Raw genomic sequence first — 23,517 nt, 5'->3', positions numbered from 1 at the left:
CCTTATGAATGTGACTGAGCCTATGTTCCTTGACGGTTACTATTCTGTAAAATATATTTATTTGAATAAATTGATACCTAAAACAGAACAAATGAACCTCAATCAGCTGAACTTTCATCACCTTTTCTATTTTTGGCGAGTCGCCAGGCTCGGGCACCTGACGCGTGCGGCCGAAGAGCTGGCGACCTCACAATCAGCCGTTTCGGTGCAAATCCGACAGCTTGAGGACCGGCTGGGAGAAAGTTTGTTAATCCGTAAAGGCCGCCGCCTGATCCTGACGGACACAGGTCAGTTGGTCATGGCTTATGCCGATAACATCTTTGGGCTCAGTCAGGAGATGTTGGGACGCTTAAAAGGCCGGTCTGCCGGTGTTACACGGCTGCGCGTGGGCAGCGTGGCAACCCTGTCGCGCAACTATCAGGAAAACTGGATTCGACCTGCACTTGCCGATCCTGGTGTGGTGCTGACGCTGGAGTCCGGATTGCTGGAAGGCCTGCTGGTCAGGTTGATGCAACATCAGCTTGATGTGGTGCTGGCCAATGAAACCGTTCCCGTGGATACCGATCGCCCTTTGCACTTCGTGTTTCTGGGCAGTCAGTCCATCTCTTTGGTCGGCCCGGCGAGCAAATGGGCATCGCGCAGTCTGCGCATCCCGGAAGATTTGGATGGCGTGGAGATTGCCCTGCCCGGCCCACGCCATGCCTTGCGCGCGCAGTTTGATGCGCTGTGTTCCACAGCGGGCGTAAGGCCCAGAGTGCGCGCTGAAGTCGATGACATGGCGATGCTGCGTCTGATCGCGCGTGACAGCGGCTGGCTCACCGTATTGCCCGAGGTCGTCGTTCAGGATGAACTGCGTAGCGGATTGCTCGTCACCGTCGGCCAGTCTGCGGATCTGCAGGAGCGCTTCTACGCCATTACGACGCCTCAACGGCATCGTATCGACGTGCTTGAACAACTTCTGACGGGCCAAAAACGCCCGGCGCACGATTAAGCATCACCGCTATCGCTCTTTGCCTGCTAACGGGCAAAGAGCGGGCAAATGCCACTTAAGCCTCAGGAGAGGAATGATTTGAACACGCTGCATTTAGTCGATCCCGAGTTACTTCCCATTCTCGCAAACAGCGCGCCGCTGGCACTCACGCCTGAAACGATTGTGGCACTGCGCCAACAGCGTCAGGATGCTGCCGTTAAGCAGGTTCAGTCTTATCGCGACCTTGGGCTTCACATCCATGAGCAGCAGATTAATTTTCCCGATCGTCCCCCCGTCAGAGTCTGTGTGATAACGCCCGTAACCGCCGCCGAAAAGCGCATGGGCATTTTGCACATTCATGGCGGCGGTCACCTGTTCGGCAGCCCGGAGCAGTCGCTTTCACTGACCAGTGCCACGGCGCTGCGCCAGAACTGCGTGGTGGTCTCGGTGGACTATCGCCTGGCCCCGGAAACGGTGTTTCCCGGATCGCTGGAGGACGGCTATGCGGTGCTGAACTGGATGGTAAGCCAGGCCGACAGGCTGGGCATCGATCCGGCACATATCGGCTTAATGGGCGACAGCGCCGGTGGCGGGCTGGCCGCCTCGCTGGCGCTGCTGGCAAGGGATCGCAATGGCCCCAAACTGGCCTTCCAGAATCTGATGTTCCCGATGCTGGACGACCGCACGGTGACGGAAACACATCCCAATCCCGTGACCGGCGAGTTTGTCTGGACGCGAGAATACAATCGTATTGGCTGGACCGCCCTGCTGGGCGAGGAACCCGGCAGCGAAACGATCTCGCCTTATGCCGCACCGGCACGCGCCAGCAACCTTGCCGGGCTTCCCCCTGTCTGGATCGGCGTCGGCACGCTGGACCTGTTTCTGGATGAGAACCTCGATTATGCACAACGGCTGATCCGTGCCGGCGTTGCCGTCGAGCTGCACGTCTGGCCCGGCGCCTTTCATGGCTTCCATGCCAGCGACACGGCCGCCGTTTCGCTGCAGGCCAGGGAACTGCGTCAGTGCTGGCTGTCGCGCTTTAATCCCTGCCCGGCAGGTTGATGGGCGACGCATATCCTGCCAGGGTTGAGCAACGCCGCTAACGCACGGAGCTACGTGATGCAAATGCTCAACATTGTACCCCGCCTGATGACAGCGCTGCGGGCGGGGGAAAAACGCCATACGATTCGCTGGCAGGAACAGAAGATTACGCCGGGCCCACTTTGCTATGTCAGTAACGAGGATCCTGCGACCTGGGTGATCGTTGATGTAGCGCAGGTGGTGACCATGCCGCTGTCATCCGTCGCGCGCTATCTGGGCAAAGGTGATGAATGGCCCGATGCGGTCTTGCTGGCCGGAATGCAGGAACATTATCCTGCGATTCAGCTCGATTCACAGGTTGAGGTGATTCATCACTCCGCGCCGCGTCAGGATGAGCGTGCGCTTCACCTCGCATTGCTGGCGGCCCTGACGGTGCTGGAATGCAGCCTGCATCATGAAAAGCGCCACGATTTAGCGTGGCTTGACCAGAGACTGCATCCCGAATTTAAAGAGATCACCCTTTCAGGCACGCTGCTGAACCGTGAGCAAATCATCGCGGCGCTAATGAATGAAGAGAACGCGCAGGCCATTATCAGCAGCGACTTTCAACTAATGGAGGTCGGAACCCAGCATGCCATTTTGCTTTACCGCACCGCGCAGCCAGACGGCAGCCGTGCCGCATTACGTTCGTCCCACTGGGTTTTATCCGCAGCGCATGGCTGGCAGATGATTTTTCATCAGGGCAGCACGGCAGCCGCCGGGTCATAGTTTGGGGTTTGGGGTTTGGGGTTTGGGGTTTGGGGTTTGGGGTTTGGGGTTTGGGGAAAAAGCGTGGGCTGTCCACGCAGCCGTAAAACAGACCCACAATCTGTGACAATCATGGCCGACATGCGGCCATGAGCGTTATTTCACCACAGGGTTTTTCTGCAGCGACAGCGCATCCATAAAGGCATCATCAAGCTGCAGATGTTCTTTCACCAAATCGCGCGGCGTACCGGCCAGCCACTGATTCAGGGAAATATCAGCGTAATAATCACTTTTGAATAACTCCAGGAAACGCAGCGGCCCCTTACCGGTATTTTCAACATAGTGGCCCATCGCGAACGGCACATAGCCGACGTCCCCTGCCCGGTAGTCAAAGGTTCTGGCCTGCCCTGACGACGCAAACACGCCCATGCGCCCTTCGCCTTCCAGGTAGTATTGCCACTCGTCGTTGTTCGGATGCCAGTGCAGCTCGCGCAATCCACCAGGTTCGATCTCCACCAGCGCGGCCGCGATGGTCTTTGAAACCTTAAAGGTCGAAGAGTCAGTGATTCTGACCGTGCCGCCCGGCGCCTTGATCGGTTCCTGCGCCAGCATGTGGTGCGTAAAGGTGCGTTTGGCTTGAGCTGCCCCTTTCACCGCTACGGATGAGAGGCTGCCGGGCACCGGCGCGGCGAAGATGTATTCATCTTCAGGCGAGGGCAGTTTGGCAAAGGTTGAGACCGGCACCTTGAAATTTTTGGCCAGAATCTCGGGCGGGATGTGTTTGAACCAGTCGGACAGCAGAAAGGTGCTGTCTTCATCGAATCCGCCGTCATCAAAGGCCAGCAGAAACTCGCAGCCGTCCGGCCCCAGTCCCTGAATAGAGTGCGGAATGCCCGGCGGGAAATACCATAGATCACCCGCACCAATATCGTCCACGAACCAGGTGCCATCGGAATCAAATGCCGTGACGCGGGCATTGCCATAGGTCATATAGGCCCATTCGCCCTCTTTGTGCCAGTGCAGCTCGCGAATGCCACCGGCATTGAGACGCATATCCACGCCCGCGATGGTGGTGGAGACGCCGAGCTCACGTTGGGTGACCTGACGGGTCCATCCGCCGCTGCTTTTACGCACGTGCGCGTCGCTGAAGGAAAAGCGCAGGTTTGGCAAAGTGCCGCTGTCGGTAGGCGGAGGATTTACGATGTCAGGATTTTCCGCTTCGCGGATGGGATCGTGCGGGCCGGGATCTCTGCCAGCGCCGGAAAAGGACTGAATGCTGTCATGTGCGTGAACCTGCCCGGCCGCCAGAGCGACCGTGCCGCCTGCCGCAAAGGCCATAAAGCTTCTTCGGGTTAATTTACTCATTAATAAAATACCTCGTTCCTTGCTGATAAATTCGACGACATGCGCTGTCATAAGAAATTTATAGTGGGCTAAGTTAAATTTTATTTATGGGATATGTAAATTTTGATGACATCCGCATGGCCGAGTGGGTACGGAAATTATCAACCCGTGCTACCTTTTTATCGTTGATTGAGGAAGCGTTAACTTTTCTTATCGGTTCAATCTCATAACTGGCACGAAAGGATCATTTTCACGCGTAACGGCAATATCAATGCCGATCATACTTCGTTACAGGTTCAGGCTGAGGCGTTGTCTGTTGCAAGTCAGAAACAAACCGCTCTGATGAGGATAATTCCGTCGCAGCCAGCAGCGTTCGGGGCATGGCGCGGAGCGAGTGAAACGGCAGGGGTTGTGAAGGGAAAGGCCTTAATGCGCACTGTGCGCCCGGCCGGCAAACACTGAGCAGGCCAGACGACAGGGTTATGCCGCTAGAAGAACCTATGCTGACCCGGACTGGCTTCGGCCTGAGGCGCGCGGGCTGAGGCGGCGGCACCTTCAGCCTGCAGCGGACAAAACGGGTAAGCCCGGTGGCGTTCGGGCAAATTAACAATGATGATGCTCTCTTCCGGTCCATCAAGCACATCATCCATCAGACTCAGATATTCATAAGGATTTTGCATAACTTGTCTCTGTTCCGTTATCCATAGTGAAGCAGGTCATACAGTCAACTCAGGTTCGGCATGTTCGCTGCGATAGATCGATAATAGCTGTTAACTAACCTGTCACAAGCAGATTACGCCTATATGACAGCCAATAGACGGAAAATAGCGGCGCGCGCAAGGCACGCCGCACAGGGTCAGAAGAAGCCAAGCGGCTGGATGCTGTAGCTCACTAAAAGGTTTTTCGTCTGCTGATAGTGATCAAGCATCATCTTGTGCGTCTCGCGACCGATACCTGATTTTTTATAGCCACCGAAGGCCGCGTGAGCGGGATAAAGGTGATAGCAGTTCGTCCAGACACGTCCGGCTTTGATTGCCCGCCCGACGCGGTAGGCCCGGTTGATATCCCGCGTCCAGACGCCCGCGCCCAGGCCGTAGATGGAGTCGTTGGCGATGGCGATGGCCTCTGCCTCATCCTTGAAGGTGGTGATGCCCACCACCGGGCCAAAGATCTCTTCCTGGAATACCCGCATGCTGTTGTTGCCTTTCAGCAGCGTCGGCTGAATGTAGTAGCCGCTGGCCAGCGTATCATCAAGCGTCTCAACACCGCCGCCGATCAGCACCTCGGCCCCTTCCTGACGGGCGATCTCCAGATAGGAAAGAATTTTATCGAACTGCTGCTGAGAAGCCTGCGCGCCCACCATCGTTTCCGTATCCATGGGATCGCCGCGCTTGATGGTTTTAATGCGTTTAAGCACTGCCGCCATAAAGGGCTCGTAAATGGACTCCTGCACCAGCGCCCGCGACGGACAGGTACAGACTTCACCCTGATTCAGGAAGCCAAGCACAACCCCTTCCGCCGCTTTTTCGATAAAGCTTTCTTCGGCCTGCATGATATCTTCGAAAAAGATGTTCGGCGATTTCCCGCCCAGTTCGACCGTAGACGGAATCAAGCTTTTCGCCGCCAGTTCCAGGATATGGCCGCCCGTCACCGTCGATCCCGTAAATGCCACTTTGGCAATGCCCGGATGGGAGGCCAGCGCCTCACCCGCTTCTTTACCATAACCGTGGACCACGTTGACCACGCCGGGCGGCAGCAGATCTTTAATCAGGTCAACAAACAGGGTAATCGACAGCGGCGTTTGCTCCGCGGGCTTGAGCACCACGCAGTTCCCTGCCCCCAGGGCCGGCGCCAGCTTCCATGCCGCCATCAGCAGCGGAAAGTTCCACGGGATGATCTGCGCCACCACGCCCAGGGGTTCATGAAAGTGATAGGCGGCAGTAAATTCGTCGATCTCCGCCGCGCTGCCCTCCTGCGCCCTGACACAACCGGCAAAATAGCGGAAGTGATCCACCGCCAGCGGCATATCGGCGGCCAGCGTTTCACGAACCGGTTTACCGTTGTCCCAGGTTTCATTTACCGCCAGGTATTCCAGCTTCTCTTCCAGCCGATCGGCGATTTTAAGCAGCACCAGGGCGCGCTGCTGAGGCGAGGTTTTTCCCCAGGCATCCGCCGCGGCGGCAGCGGCAGCGACCGCGTTATCGACGTCTGCCTTGTCTGAGCGGGGAAACGCCCCGGCATCTGAACCATTAACGGGCGAGGTATTGGTGAAGTAGTGGCCATTGACCGGCGCAACGAACTCCCCATTGATGAAATTACTATAGTGCTTTTGCAGCGTGATGAGAGAACCGGATTCTCCTGGAGCAGCATAGCGCATGTTGAATCTCCTTACGCAGTAAGATGTGAAACAACTATGAAACCTATTTTTAACATATTAGATCAGCGCCAGCCTGACAGGTTTGTTGTCCTTAAACTGTGACCGCGACGAAGGAAAATCCCCGCTGGGCCCACTACAGATAATTCCGACTTTTTGCCGCTTCGCCAGTTATCTGGAAACTTTTAGGCACGATGGGGTCAATATGGGGATATGTTTACTCTGGAGGTATGTCAGCATGTTAGCTTCGGCTTTCACCTTAATGCGCGCTAAAGCAGATTTCGTCCACCAGTTCATCCGTAATCCGCGCAAAATGGGCAGCATTACTCCTTCCTCTGATGCGCTGTGTCGCACCATGGTTGACTCGGTGGCGTGGAGCGGTCAGTTGCGGGTTGCCGAACTGGGCGCGGGCGATGGCGTTCTGACGCGTCGTCTGCTGGCGCAGATGGCACCGAACGCGACGCTGGACGTATTTGAAATCAGCAGCGCGCTGGCGCAGAAGTTAAGCGCGCTGAATGACGAGCGAATGACGGTGCGGACCTGTTCGGCCGAGTACCTGAACGGCAGCTATGATGCCATTTTCTCTGGCCTGCCGCTGCTGTCGCTGTCGCCGGAACTACGGGATGCCATCCTACAGGCGGTGTACCATGCCCTGGGGCCGAACGGCGTTTTTGTGCAGTTTCAGTACACGTCGCTCACCCAGCCCGATCTGTCTCGTTATTTTACCTGGGAGCGCCAGCGGGTGTTAAAAAACGTTCCGCCGGCCTGGGTTTATCGTTGTACCCGTCACTATGCGCCCTGAGCGCTTTTAACCGCCGGGCGCGTTTGCAACCAGAAATGGTATAAGAGGCTACGCGCCCAGTCCGCCCCCTGCAGTTCCGTCCCGTCATTTTCCTCATTTTCTGGCAGGCATGCATCCATAATGCGGCGATCAAACTCCGGGTGAAACTGCACCGACAGCGCACAGGCTGAATAGCGCAAGACCTGGCAGCCGTCCATGTCCGAAACGGCCAGCACGGTGGCGTGCGCGGGCGGCGTCATCACCGACTGGCGATGCGAAAGCCAGGCCTCGAAGGTTTCCGGCAACGTGGCCAGCAGCGGATCGTGGCGGGCCTGGGAAGTGGTGGTTAACGTCATCAGACCGCGTTCCCAGCCATTAGGGTTGTCACCCACTTTTCCCCCCAGTGCATAAGCCATCAGCTGGTGGCCGTAGCAGACGCCAAGCAGCGGCAGACGCGCCTCCATCGCTGCCCGAATCCAGGCCGCCGTGCGTTCACTCCAGTCAGCATGATCGGTCACCATTGCCCAGGAACCACTTAACACCGCACCGGAAATATCAGTAAACTGCGGCAGCGTTTCGCCCAGATGAGGACGGACAATAACGTAATCATCAGGCTGTAAATTCAGGGCATCAATAAACCATACCGGTTGTTCACCGATTTTCTCGACCACGTTGGCGGGGGGAACATCTAACTGAATCAAGGCAAGGGGCAATGCAGGCGCAGAAATCATACCGAATCGAATCCTCAAAAGGGTTGGCGTTTCGGAATATCAGTCTGACAGTAACTGTTGTAAATGTCTTATGAATTTTTTGAGCTTTATTTCCTGCTTAACTAAATAAAAAATGTTAATCATTGCCAGAACGTCGTGGGTTCGTGCCATGATTATCAGGTATCGGGTTTATTTTTAAAGGACAACATTGTGGCAGTGCGGCATTTCTTTATGGTTCTGATGGTGGTTTCTATCTGGGCCTTTAATAACGTGGCGGTAAAATGGGGTTTAGTTGAGTTACCGCCTTTGTTTCTTACGTGGATGCGTTTTGCGGTCGTGGCGATTGTGCTGGTGCCGTTTTGCCGCATTAACCGCCAGCAGTTTCCCTGGTTGCTACTGCTGGCCTTCACATTTGGGTTTATGCACTTCTCTCTCCTGTTCGTCGGTATGCGTTTTACCGATGCCGGAACGGGCGCGATTGTCGTGCAGTTGGGTACGCCGATTGCCATGCTGCTGGCGATGGTGGTGCTGAAAGAGAAGCTGCGGTTGATTCAGCTGATCGGCATTATGATCTCGCTAAGTGGTGTAGTGGTGCTGTCTGGTAGCCCCACCATTCCTGCCTGGTGGGTACTGTGTATCCTGCTGTGCAGCGCCACGGGCTGGGCGATCAGCAACCTGATTGTGAAAAAATCGCCGCCGATTAAACCCCTGACGCTGACCGGCTGGATCGCCTTTCTGGCCCTGCCGATTGTGGGGGCCGCCAGCTTGATGCTGGAGTCTCATCAGCTCTATGCGCTGCAACATGCTGGCTGGCGCGGCTGGTTTGCCATTCTTTACAGTGCCATTGCCTCTTCCGTGGTGGCGTACACCTTATGGTATGCCCTACTGAAGAAATACAACGTCAATCTGATCATGCCCTATTCCCTGCTGACGCCGGTGCTGGCGGTCTTAATGGGCATCGTGGTGCTGGGCGACAGCCTGAACAGTTTCAAAATTATTGGCGCCTCGCTGGTCATTCTGGGCACGACGATTGCGGTGATTAACCTGCGCAATCTGCGCATGCACGCACGCTTTCCTCGCCTGCGACGCCGTTAAGGGCACATGCTATGCTTCAGGCATCGCCCTTATCAGGAGCCTGTTGCATGAATCATCTGGCTAACGCACTTTGGCAGCAGATGTGGCAGGGATTGCACGGCAATCATGCGCCACAAATGCTGCCTGTTTTTACCGACCACGCCACCTTTTCCTCCGCCTATGCCGTCAGTGAACTGGCGGCCACCAGCCTGGGTCTGGCGATGCAGGGCGTGGCCGACCTGCTTAATCGTCCTGCCCGCCCGCAGGTTAACGTCCGACTGGCCTCACGCTGGTTTCAGCACAGTTTTATGCCGCTTAATCGCGCTGCGCCCGCGCTGTGGGATCCCTTTGCCGGCGATTATGCCTGCCGCAGCGGCTGGATCCGCCTGCACACCAATGCTCCGCACCATCGGCTGGCAATGGAACGCGTGCTTGGCCGTCACCCGGATCGCGCGGCACTGGCACGGGAAGTGGCGCAGTGGCAAGCCACGGAGCTGGAACAGGCGGTGATTGAGGCAGGCGGCTGCGCGGCAGAGATGCGCAGTGCCGAGGCATGGCAGCAGCATCCACAGGGGATGGCCGTCATACATGAACCGCTCTTCGCGCGACAAACCCTGGCCGACGGCCCCGCAGTCACGTGGGCGCTGCCCGCGGCGCGTCCGTTACTTGGCATCAAGGTTTTGGATCTGACCCGTATCATTGCAGGCCCGGTGGCGACGCGCTTTCTGGCCAGCCTGGGGGCAAACGTTTTACGGATCGATCCGCCCGGCTGGCAGGAACCCGGTGTGGATGAAGAGCTTGCCTGCGGCAAACGCCGTGCCGTGCTGGATTTAACACAGCCAGCCGACCGCGCCCAGTTTATCTGGTTACTGAAACAGGCCGACGTGATGGTGCACGGCTACCGCGCCGACGCACTGGAAAAGCTGGGATTTGATGCGGCATCGCTGCAGGCCCTGAGCCCCGGTCTGGTCGACGTCAGTTTAAATGCCTGGGGCTGGCAGGGACCGTGGCGCAACCGGCGCGGTTTCGACAGTCTGGTGCAGATGAGTTGCGGGATTGCCGAACAGGGAATGCGATGGAAGCAGCATGATGCGCCGGTACCGCTTCCGGTACAGGCGCTGGATCATGCCACTGGCTACCTGATGGCCGCCGCGGTTCTGGCAGGATTGCGTCAGCGCCTGCAGCACGGCTGCGGCAATCAGACGCGGCTGTCGCTGGCGCGTACCGCCTGGTTGCTTGAGCAACACCGTTATGGGTTGAATGAACAGCAGACCGGCATTACGCCACGGCTCTGCGACAACCAGCCCTGCATTGAGCTTACGCCATGGGGGATTGGCGTCCGGTTACGATCCGCCGCCTGGCTGCCCGGCACCACATTACAGTGCGCCACGCCCGGCAACCCGCCCGGCACGCATCCGGCGCACTGGTGATTCAGGCGTCGTCGCCCTGCTCGCTGGCGCTTTCCACCAGCTCATCATACATGGCCTGAATCGCCTCACGACTCAGCACCGCCAGCGTACGATAAAACGCCGTGTTGGCATGGGCTTCAACTTTGCCGAGAAACGTGCCGCACCACGGCATCAGGTACACGTCAAACAGCGCCAGCTGCGCGGCGCTTTCATCGGCCGCAGACTGATCTTCCAGCCAGGATGCCGCCAGCAGCAGCCCACCGAAATGGTCGGCAGGCGCCTCGCCCAGCGGCATACCGCGCGCGGTCAAAAAGGCACGAATATCAGCTTCCGGCTTTCCTTCCGGCCAGCGTGACGCAAACGGCGATACCTTGCAGTCACTGCCGACAAACAGCGCATCGTAGTCTGCTGCCAGCGCCTGCGGATCGCTGTTTTGCTGCAGGCGCGTTAACAGCTCATCCTGCTCCAGCGGCCACTGTGCCGCCAGTTTACCTTCACGAATCAGCGTAAACAGCGGGGCCAGCAGCGCATCCTGCGGATGGCGGTTAAACAGCGAGCCAATAATACGGCACAGAATGGAAAACTCATTCATGCGTCAACATTCCTTGAAGGAGATAAATTAAAAGTCAGCCAGCTCGGCGATAGGTTTGCCGGTACGCAGTTCCAGAAAATCGAGCAGGCGACGCGGCGTGACATTTAACACGCGATCCTCGGGAAAATCCACTTCTCTGGCAATCCGCAGGCAGTGCTCGAAGTTGCCGAGGGTGAAAGCGGTGTGGGAATCGGAGCCGAAGGCCAGCCGCCCGCCCGCTTTGCCGACCGCTTCCGCAATCGCCCGGCAGTTGGGTTCACTGCCGGGTCGGGAATGGGTGAAGGAGGAGTTATTCAGCTCCAGCGCCACGTCGTAGTGCGCGGCGGCTTCAGTGATAGCGGGAATATCGACGGGATATTTTGGGTTGCCGGGATGGCTAATGATGTGAACCAGCCCGCCCGCCATGGCGGCAATCATCGCCTCGGTATTCTGTGTAAGATCGCGCGGCGCATAAACCGCTTCGTGAAAGCCCGCCACAATGAGATCCAGCGATTCCAGCATCGGCCCTGAGCAGTCGATCTCGCCCTGCTGGTTTTTAATATTGGCCTCGATACCGCGCAGAATCGCCACGCCATCAATGATCCGTGGCCAGATGCGCATATTAACGAAGTGCCAGTAATGCGGTGCATCGGCCATGTCCGGACCGTGATCGGTGATAGCAAACAGCTTGAGGCCGTTCAGTTTTGCCTGCGCCACATAGTCGTGCAGCGTGCTGTAAGCGTGGGTACTGGCAACCGTGTGCATGTGAAGATCTACCGGATACATTGTCTGCTCCTGCAAAGGCCGGTTAAGGCATCAGTGATTAATAGCCGCGCTGACGATCGACGAGGCCCTGAGGATGTTCACCCCTTTCGAGCTGCCCGATAGCGTGGGCAATAAAGTCCATCGCCTCTTCTTTCAGGGTGACCGCCGCATTGTGAGGGGTAATTGTTACGCGCGGATGGAACCATAAGGGATGATCGGCAGGCAGCGGTTCAGTCTGAAACACATCCAGCGCGGCCCCCTTCAACTGTCCGCGATCAAGGGCAGCGAGTAAATCCGCTTCCACGACCTGATCGCCACGGGCGAGGTTAAGGAAAAAAGCCTCCTGCGGCAACTGCTGCAACAGTTTATGATCAATCAGATTGCGCGTTTCGGGCGTGCTGGGCAGCAGGTTAATCAGCACCCGGGTTTCGCGCAGGAAGTCATTCAGCGCCGCCGCGCCAGCGAAGCTGGTTACGCCGGGAATCTGCTTCGGAGAACGGCTCCAGACGCGCACCGGAAATCCCCGCGCCTTAAGCGTTTCGGCGACCTGCTGCCCGAGTACGCCTGCACCTAAAATGCCGAGGTGAAAGGTTTCGCGCGGGTAAGAAGGCAGCGGCTGCCACTTGGCCGACTGCTGCTGCTGGAGATAGTCATCGAAGCGTCGGAACCAGCCCAGGACGCGGCACAGCGCATATTCCTGCATCTGCTGCGCCATGCCTGTGTCTTTCAGGCGATAGAGCGGAACGTTGTCCGTGAGCATATCAGGGTGCTGCGCCAGCTGCCGCAGGATTTCATCCACGCCTGCGCCCAGTGCAAATACGCCTTTTAACGCGTGGCGGCCACGAAGCATTTCAGGCGGTGGCGAACGCACCAGCGCATAGTCTGCGGGCGCGTTGTCGCCCGGTGCCCACGCGCGCACGCGGGCCTGGGGCAAACGCTGCTGCAGGCCATGTATCCAGTCCGTGGCGCTCTGCGACGGATGAAACCATACAATCTCCATACTGCTCTCCTTTTATTCCCGCCTCGGGTAAACGTGCACAAGGGCAAGCGAAGCCCTGAAAAATGCCTTTTTCTAACATACCGCAAATAAATAATTCATGCCGCTTCACATTTCCGCCGCACTTAAGGGTGAAAATTGTGGTTAAGGTCTAAAGTTGTTGGGTGGTCAATGCGTTACACAGGGCCGCATTTCGGACAAGGAGAAACACCGATGATGAACACTGAGGTAAAAACGAAAAAACGGCCTCAACGCCATGCGCCCATCCTGCTCAGCCTGTTGCTGAGCGCCAGCGTATCCAACAGCTGGGCGGCAGAGGAATCCCGATTACTGAACAATCCACCGCAGCCGCCGGATGTCCGCTTAAGGCCATTGTTTAATGCCGTTCAACAGGCGAAATTTTACCCCGATCAAAAAACGTTTGCCGATGCAGTACCAAAGTACGATCCTTCGTCAATTCTTGCCGACTGGCAGATGCAAAAAAATCAGCGCGGCTTTGATTTAAAACGGTTTGTTGCAGCGAATTTTACCCTGCCTGGCGACGGCGATAAATATGTGCCGCCTGCAGGCCAGAATCTGCGCGACCATATTAACGGCCTGTGGCCGGTGTTAACCCGCACCACCAACAGTGTGGGAAAATACGACTCGCTGCTGCCGCTGCCTAAGCCTTATGTCGTGCCGGGCGGACGTTTCCGTGAGGTTTATTACTGGGACAGCTATTTCACCATGTTGGGGCTGGCAGAGAGCGGCCATTGGGACAAAGTCCAGGACATGGTTGATAACTTTGCTTCCCTGCTGGATCGCTACGGCCACATTCCTAATGGTAACCGCACCTACTACCTGAGCCGGTCACAGCCGCCGTTCTTTAGCCTGATGGTCGATCTGCTGGCAACCCATGAAGGCGACAAAGCCTATACCCGCTATCTGCCGCAGCTGCAAAAAGAATACGACTACTGGATGGCAGACAGCGACAGCGTCGCAGCGGGCAGTGCCAGCAAACGGGTGATCAAGCTGGCCGACGGTACGTTGCTGAATCGCTACTGGGATGCGCGCGACGTGCCGCGTTCAGAATCCTGGATGGATGATATTACGACGGCCAGTAAAGCGCCGCAGCGCAACAAGGCCGAGATGTACCGCGAGCTGCGTGCCGGAGCCGCCTCGGGCTGGGACTTCAGTTCGCGCTGGTTCACCGACGCTCATAACCTGGCCACCATCCGTACCACCCAACTGGCCCCGGTGGATCTGAACAGCCTGATGTTCCACCTGGAAAAAACCCTGTCTACCGCCTATCGCCTGAACAAACAGGACGATCGGGCAAAGGCCTTTGCAGACCGGGCAGAAAAACGTCAGGCGGCGGTTAACCGTTACCTGTGGGACAGCAAGCAGGGCTGGTACGCGGACTATGACTGGAAGAAACGCCAGATCCATCCGCAGCTCACCGCTGCCACGCTGTTTCCGCTCTATATGCAGATTGCCAGCGACAAACAGGCTGACAGCACCGCCAGCGCGGTGGAAAAACAGCTGCTCAAACCGGGCGGCCTGGTGACCACGACGGTGAACAATGGTCAACAGTGGGACGCGCCTAACGGCTGGGCACCGCTGCAGTGGGTCGCGGTAGAAGGCCTGGAGCACTACAAGAAACCTCAACTGGCTCAGCAGGTGGGCTTACGTTTCCTGCGTAACGTACAGCTGACCTACGACAAGGAGCATAAGCTGGTCGAAAAATATGTGGTGGAAGGTGCGAACCTGGGCGGCGGCGGCGGCGGTGAATACCCGCTGCAGGATGGCTTCGGCTGGACCAACGGCGTGACGCTGAAGCTGCTGGATAAATATTGCCCGAAAGAGAAAACCTGTAACAGCGCGCACGATATTCCCGAGGCGCAGAGCAGCGCACAATAACGGCAAGGTCATTGCCAATATAAAAAGGGCCCGCAGTCACCTGCGGGCCCTTTTTTTACATCATGTTCTGCGTTAACTGCGTACTTTGCGGTAGATAAACAGCACGACAAGCGCACCGATGACCGCGACAACGAAGCTACCGAAGTTGAACCCGTCCACACGGCCAAAGCCGAAGAAGGTACTGATCCAACCACCGACTACGGCACCGATAATACCCAGAATCACGGTAATGATGAAACCACCACCATCTTTACCTGGCATGATCCATTTCGCCAGGATACCGGCGATTAAACCAAAGATGATCCATGAAATAATACCCATCCGTTACTCCTTCCTTTTGGTTAGTCAATGGCGATCGCCTGATTAATCAAGCGGTTCACTGCGCCAAGTATAGTCGCGTTTTTCCAAAAATGTAGCGCAAGCAGTTAATGATAGTGGTTATTGTGTTAAAGCTTTATTATTGTGCGCCGATAACGAACGGGTAGTAACAGGATAATTACGTGAAAAAACGTTGCTCATCTGGAGCCAGCAAGTGAAAGAAACCGATAAAGAACAGTATCTGAAACGTGGCACGCTGGCCGTGCTTGGCGTGATGAAGGACCTGCTTCAGTTACAAACACCTTTGCTGGTGAATTTTTCGCGCGGGCAGTTTATTAGCCGTATGCTGGCTGCCGATGAAACGCGCATTGTGTTTGATCTGGGAAGCAATAACCTCGATAACGACTACGCGCTGCACTGCAACGAAATCACGGTCTTCGCCGAAACCCACGGCGCCAAAATCGAATTTGCCCTTGGGGCACTGGAAAAAACCGACTTTGAGGGGTTACCTGCTTTTCAGGCCGCCCTGCCGGACGTACTGTGGCAAATCCAGCGTCGGGAATTTTTCCGCATCAGCGCCCCTATGGAGCCGCAGTTCTGGTGCCATTGCCAGTGGCCTGACGGCACAGCCGCGCGCCTGCGCTTACAGGATCTCTCCCTGGGCGGCATTGGTGTTCTGGTGGAAGAAGCGATGCCGGAAGGGCTGAAAAGCGGGGACGATTTCAACAGCCTGCAGGTCGAACTGGGGGAATTTGGCCAGTTCAACGTCAGCGCTAAGCTTATGCACATTGGCGAACGCAGCATTATCACCAATAAAAATGAGACGAAAGTGACGCCTCGCCTGAGCTTCCGTTTTACTGCACTTGAGCCCCATCAGGAGCGGCAGCTGCAGCAGATTATTTTTGCCTTAGAGCGCCAGGCGCGCGACAAAGCACAACGCTTCCAGTAATCCGCCCTTCATCCTGCGCCGCGCACCGGCGGCGCATCCAGGCTATGCTTTCCCTTGCTTTCACGTTTAACCGGAACCAGCAAGGAGAATCTCCCCAATGGAAAACTGGCTCAGTTCGCGTCATTTTCAGTCCATTTTTTTCAATCAAACACTCTGGATCAATAGCGCTATTGTTATCGTTGCTACCCTTGTCATTTACTGGCTGCTGCGCAGCCTGATTCGTTTTACCTCTAACCGCATTGCCCACTATAGCGAAGTTCGCTACGCCCGGTTTACCGGTATTCTGGTCGAGATCTTGCGCAGCACCAGCCAGCTTCTGCTGCTGATTTTTTCCTTTCTTATCGCCCTGCGCTTTATCGATCTCCCTGACGCCTGGCGCGCGACGATCTCGCACAGCTGGTTCCTGGCCCTGATTGTGCAGATTACGCTGTGGATCGATGGCGGCATCCGCCTGTGGTTAAAGAGCCTGCTGCGCGATCCGCAGCATGTTCGCAATCCTGTCACCACGGTGATTATGGGCATTTTACTGCGCGTGCTGGTTTGGGTCATGATGCTGCTGGCCATTTTATCGAACATGGGCATCGACATTACGGCGCTGGTTGCCAGCCTGGGCGTGGGCGGTATTGCCATCGCCCTCGCCATTCAGACGGTGCTGAGTGATGTGTTTGCCTCACTGGCGATTGGCTTTGATAAGCCTTTCGAACACGGTGATTTTATTGTCTTTGGCGACATCGCGGGGACCATCGAACATATCGGCCTGAAAACCACGCGCCTGCGCAGCCTGGGTGGTGAACAGATCGTCTGTTCCAACACCATTCTGCTGCAGCAAACGATTCACAACTACAAACGTATGCAGCAGCGCCGTATCGTGTTTAGGTTTGGTATCAGCTATGCCACACCTTCTGAGCAGGTACGCGAGATAAGTGAACAGGTGAAAACCATCATTCAGGGCATCGAGATGACCCGCTTTGACCGCGCCCATTTTCTGGCGTTCGATGATTCGAAGCTGACGTTTGAAGTGGTCTATTTTGTGTTGAGTGCCGACTACAACCAGTACATGGATATTCAACAGGAGATTAACCTGCAGCTGATGGCGGCACTGGAAGAACGCAATATACGCTTTGCCTTCCCGATCCGTCAGGTCGAATTCAGCGGGGGCAGTTTGCCGCCGGTCGATCTTAAGCCGGTTCCCGATGACGACGCGGCCCAGCTACGCCGCGCGAATCGTTAAGCGCCGGGACGAACGGAGGATCGCGGCACGCTGCCCGATCCTCTTGCAGCCCTTATGCGGGCTGATAGCGACAGCGGGCAACGGCGTTCAGCCAGCCCTGATAGCTGTCCTGCATTTTCTGCGCCAGCTGCCTGCGCGGCATCACGACGTTGCCGCCCTGAAGAGCCTGCATATCACTCCCCTGTTGCCACCATCCCAGCTGTTTACCTGCCAGCAGTGCCGCCCCCAGCGCGGAGGCTTCAGCGGTAGGCGCACAATGCAGCGGGCGCTGCAGGACGTCCGCCTGAAACTGCATCAGCCAGCGATTTTGTGTCGCACTGCCGTCAACGCACAGCGCAGGTAATGTGTCGCCGCTTGCCTGTTCCATAGCGAAAAAGACATCAGCAATTTGCCAGGTAATCGACTCCAGCGCGACCCGCGCCAGCACCGCCGGGGTGGCCGCATCGGTCAGGCCGCACAGCATGCCGCGGGCTTTTAAATCCCACCAGGGCGCGCCCAGTCCGGACAGGGCCGGGACAAAATAGCAGCCCTGATTGTCATCACAGCTTTCGGCCATTGCCGTCAGCTGCTGGGGATCGGTGACGCCGAGCATTTTTCCCAGCCAGGCCGCACCTGAACCGGTGTGGGTAATATTGCCTTCAAACGCAAAGCGCGGTTGACCGTCGTGCCACGCCACGGTGGTGCTGAGGCCATTGTCGGTCAGGATCGGCGTTGCCATCGACATCATCAGCGAGGAGCCTGTGCCATAGGTTGCCTTAACCACTTCCGCCTCGTCACGGCGCTGGGCATAAAGCGCCGCATGGGAATCGCCAATGCGTGCCAGGATCGGGGTGCCAGGTGCCAGACCGGCAATATCGGTTAAGGCAACCACGCCCGCACAACCCGCTGAGGCGGTAATCTGCGGCAGCGCGGCGCGCGGCAGGCTGAACAGGGACAGCAGCTCATCATCCCAGTCGTTGGTGTGCAGACTGTAAAGCTGCGTGCGTGCCGCATTGGCATGGTCGGTGACGAAGCACTCTCCCGCCGACAGTTGCCAGGTCAGCCAGCTGTCCACTGTACCAATACATAACTCCCCCGCCGCCGCTCTGGCAACGCCGTCAGGCAGTGACGCCAGCATGCCGGTCAGCTTGGCGGCAGGAAACATAGGATCGACCGCCAGCCCGGTTAGCGCCGTAATCTTCCCGGCCTGTCCAGACAGATGAAGATCGCGGCAAAACGATTCCGAACGGCGGTCCTGCCAGCTCACCAGCGGGGTGAGCGGCATGCCGTCCCGGCGCTGCCATATCAAAACCGATTCACGCTGATTGCTGATCGCAACCGCCGCGACCGGTGCGTCGGCGCACTGGGCAAGACAGTCGGCTATCGCCTGCCTGACGGCCAGCCAGATGGCCATGGGGGCCTGCTCGGCCAGACCGGGTTGCGGATGCTGCAGCGTCAGGCCCTGACTGGCCCGCGCCACCACTTTTCCCTGACGATTTACGGCGACCGCTTTGGCGTTGGTGGTGCCTTCATCAATAGCCAGAATCACGGACTCGTGCATCGTCAGCCTCCTGTGCAAAGGCGCAGCGCCTGAGCCGCCACGCTGCTGGCGTCAATGCCATGACAGGCCCGGGTGGAGGCGCGATCGCCAGCGATGGCGTACTCGCCATCCGCAATGCCCAGACGCAACAGCTTAACCGGCAAGCCGTTCTCGGCCAGGACCTCCGCCACCAGGCTGCCTACGCCACCATTGATGTTGTGCTCTTCAACCGTGATGACGCTACGGTAGTGACTCAGCAGATTATGCAGTTGCTGAGTGTTACAGGGACGAAGAGAAGGCACGGCGATTACCGCGGCGGAAACCCCCTGCGTTTCCAGCTGCTCTGAGGCGGTAACGGCCTCATGTACCGTTGAGCCCATGGCAACAAGCGCAATGTCATGGCCTTCGCGCAGCAGATCGATCGCCCCAGGTGTAAAGCGGTATTCGTCGTCATGCAACTGCGGCAACGCTTTGCCATCCAGCCGAATATAAACCGGCCCCACATGATCAAGGGCATAGTCGATGATTTGGCGGCACTCAAGGGGACAGGAAGGCGCGTAGATTTCAATATTGCCAAATCCACGCAGGATGGCGATGTCGTCAATGCTGTGGTGCGTGCTGGCGAGCGGGCCGTAGCTGGCTCCTGCATTCAGCCCAAACAGCTTAACGTTAGTATTGTTATAACAGACGTCGATTTTCACCTGCTCGTTAGCACGGGAGATCAGAAAGGGTGCGGCGTTACAGGTTACAGCCACTTTTCCGCCCAGCGCCAGCCCGGCAGCCGTACCCACCAGCGCCTGCTCGGCGATGCCCACGTTAATTAACCGGCCGGGAAACGCCTTAATAAACGGCGCGATTTTAGCGGTTGAGGTGGAGTCAGCCACCACCGGAACCACATCGATACCGCGATCAACCGCCGCCATCAATGCTTCTACCATGACCTCTGCCAGATGTTGTGCCTTACTCATCTTTTAACTCCTCCAGTGCCCGGTCGATTTCTTCACCCTTGGGCACCCGGTGGTGCCATTCCGCTTTGCCCTGGATAAAGGAGATACCAAACCCTTTTTCCGTGTGGGCGATAATCACCCGCGGTTTGCCGCTTACCGGCGGCTGTTCGAGTGCGCTGACCACCGATGCCATGTCATTGCCCTGGCATTCACTCACCGCCAGACCAAAGGCACGCCATTTCTCCGCTAGCGGATCGGTGTTCATAATGTCACGCGTCGATCCCGCCAGTTGGAGTTTGTTTTTGTCGTTAATCACAATCAGGTTATCCAGCCCGTAATGGGCTGCCACCAGCGCCGCTTCCCAGTTACTGCCTTCTGCCAGCTCGCCGTCGCCGGTCACGACAAAAATACGCCGCCGACTGTTGCTCTTCTTCGCCGCCAGCGCAATGCCCACCGCCACGGGCAATCCGTGCCCCAGCGCGCCCGTGTTCAGTTCGACGCCCGGCGTCTTTTGCCGCACCGGATGCCCCGGTAAAGCGGAGTGTGCATGTTGATAGGTCGCCAGCCACTCCAGCGGGAAATACCCGGCTTCCGCCAGCACACAGTAATATCCTCCCACGGCATGACCTTTTGACTGGATATAGATATCACGCTCGTCATCTGCCGTCCGGTCGGGCGCACAGTTGAGGATGCGGAAATAGAGCGCAGTCAGGATTTCAACCTGCGACAGGTCCGCGCCGGTGTGCCCTCCCGCCGGGCTGCCCGCGTTAAGCTGAATAATGCGGCGGCGCACTGAACGCGCTCGTTTTTCAAGCTCATTTACCGAAAGCATAAAAGGATTCATAGCTCACCTATTGAATTTTAAGTCTACACTGAATATATATTCAGGGTGGGTGTTATTGCCCCGTGCTGACAGGCAATGCGTGAAAGTCTCACACTTACATGCGCTGCCAGACCAAAGTCTTTTCCCTTTATGAATATATATTCAATAATGATTTTATATTCAAACCCACTATGCGCCTTGCGGATGACGCCGTCCAGACAGGAAGTGATAAAAAGCGAAAATGATCACAAATTGCCGTGGATTGTGATTTTTACGTGGGTGGTTAACAATGGCAGGCAGAACACGAGAGGAAAAAAACCAATGGCGAAGCAGGATGAACAGCGACTCATGGTAAAAATTGCCACACTTTACTATGTCGAAGGCAGGAAGCAGTCCGATATTGCACAGCTACTCAAGCTGTCTCAGTCGTTCGTATCGCGCATTCTGAACCGCAGCGTGAAAGAAGGCGTGGTAAAAATCAGCGTGGTGCCGCCTGCGAATGTCTTTCCGGAACTGGAAAAAGCGCTTGAGCAACGCTATCAGCTGCCGCAGGCGATTGTGGTGGATGTGCCAGAACAGGCGTCCGCTGGCGAGATCAAACAGGCGATTGGATCGGCGGCGGCGCACTATCTTGAAACCCGACTGCGCGCGGACGAACTTATTGGCATCTCCTCCTGGAGCGGCACCATTCGTGCGATGGTGGATGCCCTGCATCCTCTCAATAACGCCTGTAAAGGGGTGATTCAGCTGCTGGGCGGCGTGGGGGCCAACGGAAACGTCCAGGCTACGATACTGACGCAAAATCTTGCCGCGCTGTTGAATTGCCCCGCCTGGCTGCTGCCCTCTCAATCCATTGAACATTCGGTCACGGATCGCCAGCGGCTGGCCGCCAATCCTGACGTCGCCGAAGTGCTGAATAAGTTTAATGAGGTGGACTTAGCCATTGTCGGCATTGGCGATCTTGAACCTTCTGCGCTGCTGCGCAATTCGGGTAACTACTACGATGCAACCATGTTACGCACCCTGGCCGGGCGCGGCGCGGTGGGGGATATTTGCCTGCACTATTTTGATGAACAGGGTCAACCCGTGCTGAACGCCGATGAGGATCCGGTCATTGGCATGGAACTGGAACAGGTGCGACAGTGCGCGCAGGTGGTGGCGCTGGCAGGCGGCAAAGAGAAAGCACAGGCGATTCGCGGGGCGCTGCGGGGTGGCTATGTGAATGTGCTGATTGTGGATTATCCCACGGCAAGGCTGCTGACCACTTAACTGTTCTCTCCTCACCTGCCAAAAAGGAAGGTGAGGAGAAAACATGAGGATCAGCTGTTAGCGCGGTAAGCCGTGGTGACTTTCCACAGGTAGCGTGGCGCCTGGGCTGCAGGATGTTTGTTTTGTACGTGCTGATAAAACTCGTCCGGCGTCATGGCATTTATCATGGCAATGGCCCGATCGCGATTGCTGGAGAAGGTGCGCAGTAACGCGCCAGCACCGTTTGCATAGGAAACAATAGTGGCGTAACGCAGCGTGAGGGGATCGCGGATGCCCGAAAGCGCAGACTGCTGCAGAATTTTGATGTACGCGGTACCAATATCAATATTTCTGGCCGGATCGCGCAGCTCTGCGTTGCTCGGCTGACCGTAGCGCCCCTGGGTGCGATACACTTCCCGGCCCGCGGTTGAGGCTTTGATCTGCATTAATCCAACCGCATTAGAACGGCTGACCACGCCAGGGTTCCCACCGGACTCCACATTGATAATGGCGCTGATCAGTTTTTCATCCACGCCATACTGGCTGGCGGCCGTTTCGGTAAAGAGTGACCAGGTTCCGCTGATGCGTGAAGGCGGTGCCTGGGTTAACGGCGTATTCTTCTCTTTAACGTAAGTATGCGGCGGTTCACTGGCACAGCCCGTCAGCAGCAAGGCTGAAATGACAAAGTAGCGAATTTTTAGCAATTTTTTATCTCGTCGCAGAAGTGGCGGAAGCTATCATACCGAGCCGGCTGAATTGCAAAATTACCGTTTATCCTAATTACAGCAGTCTGATGACTTATTTACGGTTTTTCGTCATTATCGTGAAGTCTGTCACTGACTAATTTCAGGAATTTACTATGACGTCACGTTCCATCCGTCTTATTGCCCCTTCAGGTTATTGCCATAATCAACCTGCGGCCCTGCTCGGGGTTGAACGCCTGCGTGCGGAAGGACATCGCGTGGACAATGACGCCGTCATCGCGCGGCGCTTCCAGCGCTTTGCTGGCACCGACGAGGCGCGCTCAGGCGATATTAATGAACTGGCTGACTTAGCAACCCTACCCGATATTGTGCTGGCGGTGCGCGGCGGTTATGGCGCAACACGGCTGCTGCCGTCGGTGGATTATGCCGGCCTGAAGCGTCGTTTAGCGCACCAGCCGCTGGCCATCTGTGGGCACAGCGACTTCACCGTGTTGCAGTTAGCGCTGCTCCAACATGCCGGTTTGATTAGCTTCAGTGGACCGATGCTGGCGGGCAATTTTGGCGCTGAGGTTTTATCCGAATTTACCCTGCAGCACTTTTGGCATGCGCTGACATCACCTACAGTCAAGGTGGCCTGGCAAAGTGAAACACCCGATAACGGCCACTGGCAGGGGACGCTGTGGGGCGGCAACCTGGCGATGCTCTGCTCGCTAATCGGGACGCCATGGCTGCCGCAGATTGAGAACGGCATTCTGGTTATCGAAGATGTTAATGAGCATCCGTTCCGTATTGAACGTATGCTGCTGCAGTTGCACCAATGCGGCGTGCTGGCCAGACAGCAGGCAATTGTCACCGGCAGTTTCACCAGTACCGCTCTGTCGGAGTACGACAACGGATTTGATTTCCCTACGGTCTGGCAGCACATTCGCGAGGTCAGCGGCCTGCCGGTTATCAGCGACCTGGACTTCGGTCACGCTCCGGATACCGTCACCTTACCTCTGGGTGCAACGGCCACGCTGCAGGTGAATCAGGGTCAGGTTGTATTACAGGCGAGCGGACATCCCGTATTGCGCACATAGCTGAAGTTGCAGGAGAT

Annotated in this window: 23 protein-coding genes; 11 read left to right on the top strand and 12 right to left on the bottom strand. The window is 56.9% G+C overall.

The window, feature by feature from the left end; all coding sequences use genetic code 11:
- Positions 1 to 4 precede the first annotated feature (4 nt).
- The 3 genes from DFO57_RS02705 (at position 5) to DFO57_RS02695 (ending at position 2,779) form a co-directional block, all read left to right on the top strand.
- Positions 5 to 991 (top strand): LysR family transcriptional regulator, encoded by a 987-nt coding sequence (locus tag DFO57_RS02705; RefSeq protein ID WP_013025453.1) that lies wholly within the window; start codon positions 5 to 7, stop codon positions 989 to 991.
- 78 nt (positions 992 to 1,069) lie between these two features.
- On the top strand, positions 1,070 to 2,032 hold the full coding sequence (locus DFO57_RS02700; protein ID WP_110015037.1) for an alpha/beta hydrolase: 963 nt from the start codon (positions 1,070 to 1,072) through the stop codon (positions 2,030 to 2,032).
- Positions 2,033 to 2,089: 57 nt separating this feature from the next.
- The gene (locus DFO57_RS02695) at positions 2,090 to 2,779 is read left to right on the top strand and encodes a DUF4440 domain-containing protein (protein ID WP_072136658.1); all 690 of its coding nucleotides are present in this window, start codon (positions 2,090 to 2,092) and stop codon (positions 2,777 to 2,779) included.
- Positions 2,780 to 2,914: 135 nt separating this feature from the next.
- Here the strand turns inward: DFO57_RS02695 and DFO57_RS02690 are convergent, their stop codons facing one another.
- The 3 genes from DFO57_RS02690 to DFO57_RS02680 form a co-directional block, all read right to left on the bottom strand.
- Positions 2,915 to 4,123: a cupin domain-containing protein gene (locus DFO57_RS02690; protein WP_110015036.1), complete on the bottom strand. Its 1,209-nt coding sequence runs from the start codon at positions 4,121 to 4,123 to the stop codon at positions 2,915 to 2,917.
- A gap of 467 nt (positions 4,124 to 4,590) precedes the next feature.
- Entirely contained in the window at positions 4,591 to 4,782 is a 192-nt protein-coding gene (locus tag DFO57_RS02685) for a hypothetical protein (RefSeq protein WP_014606081.1), read from the bottom strand.
- A gap of 176 nt (positions 4,783 to 4,958) precedes the next feature.
- Positions 4,959 to 6,479 (bottom strand): aldehyde dehydrogenase family protein, encoded by a 1,521-nt coding sequence (locus DFO57_RS02680; RefSeq protein ID WP_110015035.1) that lies wholly within the window; start codon positions 6,477 to 6,479, stop codon positions 4,959 to 4,961.
- A gap of 235 nt (positions 6,480 to 6,714) precedes the next feature.
- On the opposite strand from DFO57_RS02680, the gene DFO57_RS02675 reads away from it, so the two are divergent.
- Positions 6,715 to 7,278, top strand: coding sequence for a class I SAM-dependent methyltransferase (locus DFO57_RS02675; protein ID WP_019105667.1), 564 nt, complete (start codon positions 6,715 to 6,717; stop codon positions 7,276 to 7,278).
- Here the strand turns inward: DFO57_RS02675 and DFO57_RS02670 are convergent.
- Positions 7,266 to 7,988 carry a glutamine amidotransferase gene (locus tag DFO57_RS02670; RefSeq protein ID WP_014593482.1) on the bottom strand — a complete coding sequence of 241 codons (723 nt, stop codon included), beginning with the start codon at positions 7,986 to 7,988 and terminating at the stop codon, positions 7,266 to 7,268. The genes DFO57_RS02675 and DFO57_RS02670 overlap by 13 nt on opposite strands.
- Before the next feature lie 189 nt (positions 7,989 to 8,177).
- Between DFO57_RS02670 and DFO57_RS02665 the strand changes: the two genes are divergently transcribed.
- Positions 8,178 to 9,062: a DMT family transporter gene (locus DFO57_RS02665; protein ID WP_014606084.1), complete on the top strand. Its 885-nt coding sequence runs from the start codon at positions 8,178 to 8,180 to the stop codon at positions 9,060 to 9,062.
- Between the two features lie 47 nt (positions 9,063 to 9,109).
- A complete protein-coding gene (locus DFO57_RS02660; protein ID WP_199226561.1) occupies positions 9,110 to 10,471 on the top strand; it encodes a CoA transferase in 1,362 nt (453 codons plus the stop codon).
- 1 nt (position 10,472) lies between these two features.
- Here the strand turns inward: DFO57_RS02660 and DFO57_RS02655 are convergent, their stop codons facing one another.
- The 3 genes from DFO57_RS02655 to ghrA are packed head-to-tail and all read right to left on the bottom strand — an operon-like array spanning position 10,473 to position 12,786.
- Positions 10,473 to 11,042: a molecular chaperone gene (locus DFO57_RS02655; RefSeq protein ID WP_013025440.1), complete on the bottom strand. Its 570-nt coding sequence runs from the start codon at positions 11,040 to 11,042 to the stop codon at positions 10,473 to 10,475.
- Positions 11,043 to 11,069: 27 nt separating this feature from the next.
- Positions 11,070 to 11,807: a phosphatase gene (locus DFO57_RS02650; RefSeq protein ID WP_014593478.1), complete on the bottom strand. Its 738-nt coding sequence runs from the start codon at positions 11,805 to 11,807 to the stop codon at positions 11,070 to 11,072.
- Between the two features lie 37 nt (positions 11,808 to 11,844).
- Positions 11,845 to 12,786, bottom strand: a complete 942-nt coding sequence (ghrA, locus tag DFO57_RS02645; protein WP_110015033.1) for a glyoxylate/hydroxypyruvate reductase GhrA — start codon at positions 12,784 to 12,786, stop codon at positions 11,845 to 11,847.
- A gap of 210 nt (positions 12,787 to 12,996) precedes the next feature.
- Here ghrA and treA point away from each other — a divergent pair, with 210 nt between their 5' ends.
- The gene (gene treA / locus DFO57_RS02640) at positions 12,997 to 14,682 is read left to right on the top strand and encodes an alpha,alpha-trehalase TreA (RefSeq protein WP_110015032.1); all 1,686 of its coding nucleotides are present in this window, start codon (positions 12,997 to 12,999) and stop codon (positions 14,680 to 14,682) included.
- Positions 14,683 to 14,754: 72 nt separating this feature from the next.
- On the opposite strand, the gene DFO57_RS02635 is transcribed toward treA, so the two are convergent.
- On the bottom strand, positions 14,755 to 15,003 hold the full coding sequence (locus DFO57_RS02635; protein ID WP_013025436.1) for a GlsB/YeaQ/YmgE family stress response membrane protein: 249 nt from the start codon (positions 15,001 to 15,003) through the stop codon (positions 14,755 to 14,757).
- A 211-nt stretch (positions 15,004 to 15,214) separates the two neighbouring features.
- On the opposite strand from DFO57_RS02635, the gene DFO57_RS02630 reads away from it, so the two are divergent.
- Positions 15,215 to 15,949, top strand: coding sequence for a flagellar brake protein (locus DFO57_RS02630; RefSeq protein ID WP_014606088.1), 735 nt, complete (start codon positions 15,215 to 15,217; stop codon positions 15,947 to 15,949).
- Positions 15,950 to 16,046: 97 nt separating this feature from the next.
- On the top strand, positions 16,047 to 17,180 hold the full coding sequence (locus DFO57_RS02625; protein WP_110015031.1) for a mechanosensitive ion channel family protein: 1,134 nt from the start codon (positions 16,047 to 16,049) through the stop codon (positions 17,178 to 17,180).
- A 52-nt stretch (positions 17,181 to 17,232) separates the two neighbouring features.
- Here DFO57_RS02625 and DFO57_RS02620 read toward each other — a convergent pair whose 3' ends face one another.
- Genes DFO57_RS02620 through DFO57_RS02610 form a run of 3 tightly spaced genes read right to left on the bottom strand, consistent with a single transcriptional unit; the run spans position 17,233 to position 20,490 of the window.
- On the bottom strand, positions 17,233 to 18,720 hold the full coding sequence (locus tag DFO57_RS02620; RefSeq protein ID WP_105087655.1) for an FGGY family carbohydrate kinase: 1,488 nt from the start codon (positions 18,718 to 18,720) through the stop codon (positions 17,233 to 17,235).
- Positions 18,721 to 18,722: 2 nt separating this feature from the next.
- Positions 18,723 to 19,667, bottom strand: a complete 945-nt coding sequence (locus DFO57_RS02615; protein ID WP_019106809.1) for a transketolase family protein — start codon at positions 19,665 to 19,667, stop codon at positions 18,723 to 18,725.
- Entirely contained in the window at positions 19,660 to 20,490 is an 831-nt protein-coding gene (locus DFO57_RS02610) for a transketolase (protein WP_013025431.1), read from the bottom strand. The genes DFO57_RS02615 and DFO57_RS02610 overlap by 8 nt, the downstream gene beginning before the upstream one ends.
- Positions 20,491 to 20,790: 300 nt before the next feature.
- On the opposite strand from DFO57_RS02610, the gene DFO57_RS02605 reads away from it, so the two are divergent.
- Positions 20,791 to 21,738 (top strand): sugar-binding transcriptional regulator, encoded by a 948-nt coding sequence (locus DFO57_RS02605; RefSeq protein ID WP_014606091.1) that lies wholly within the window; start codon positions 20,791 to 20,793, stop codon positions 21,736 to 21,738.
- 50 nt (positions 21,739 to 21,788) lie between these two features.
- Here the strand turns inward: DFO57_RS02605 and emtA are convergent, their stop codons facing one another.
- Positions 21,789 to 22,421 carry a membrane-bound lytic murein transglycosylase EmtA gene (emtA, locus tag DFO57_RS02600; protein ID WP_110015030.1) on the bottom strand — a complete coding sequence of 211 codons (633 nt, stop codon included), beginning with the start codon at positions 22,419 to 22,421 and terminating at the stop codon, positions 21,789 to 21,791.
- A 155-nt stretch (positions 22,422 to 22,576) separates the two neighbouring features.
- Here emtA and ldcA point away from each other — a divergent pair, with 155 nt between their 5' ends.
- The gene (gene ldcA, locus DFO57_RS02595) at positions 22,577 to 23,500 is read left to right on the top strand and encodes a muramoyltetrapeptide carboxypeptidase (protein WP_064373537.1); all 924 of its coding nucleotides are present in this window, start codon (positions 22,577 to 22,579) and stop codon (positions 23,498 to 23,500) included.
- The last annotated feature ends 17 nt before the right edge of the window (positions 23,501 to 23,517 follow it).

The organism is Pantoea sp. AG702, from assembly GCF_003182295.1.
Taxonomy (GTDB): Bacteria; Pseudomonadota; Gammaproteobacteria; order Enterobacterales; family Enterobacteriaceae; genus Pantoea; species Pantoea ananatis.
This window is presented reverse-complemented; position numbering and strand designations above follow the sequence as displayed.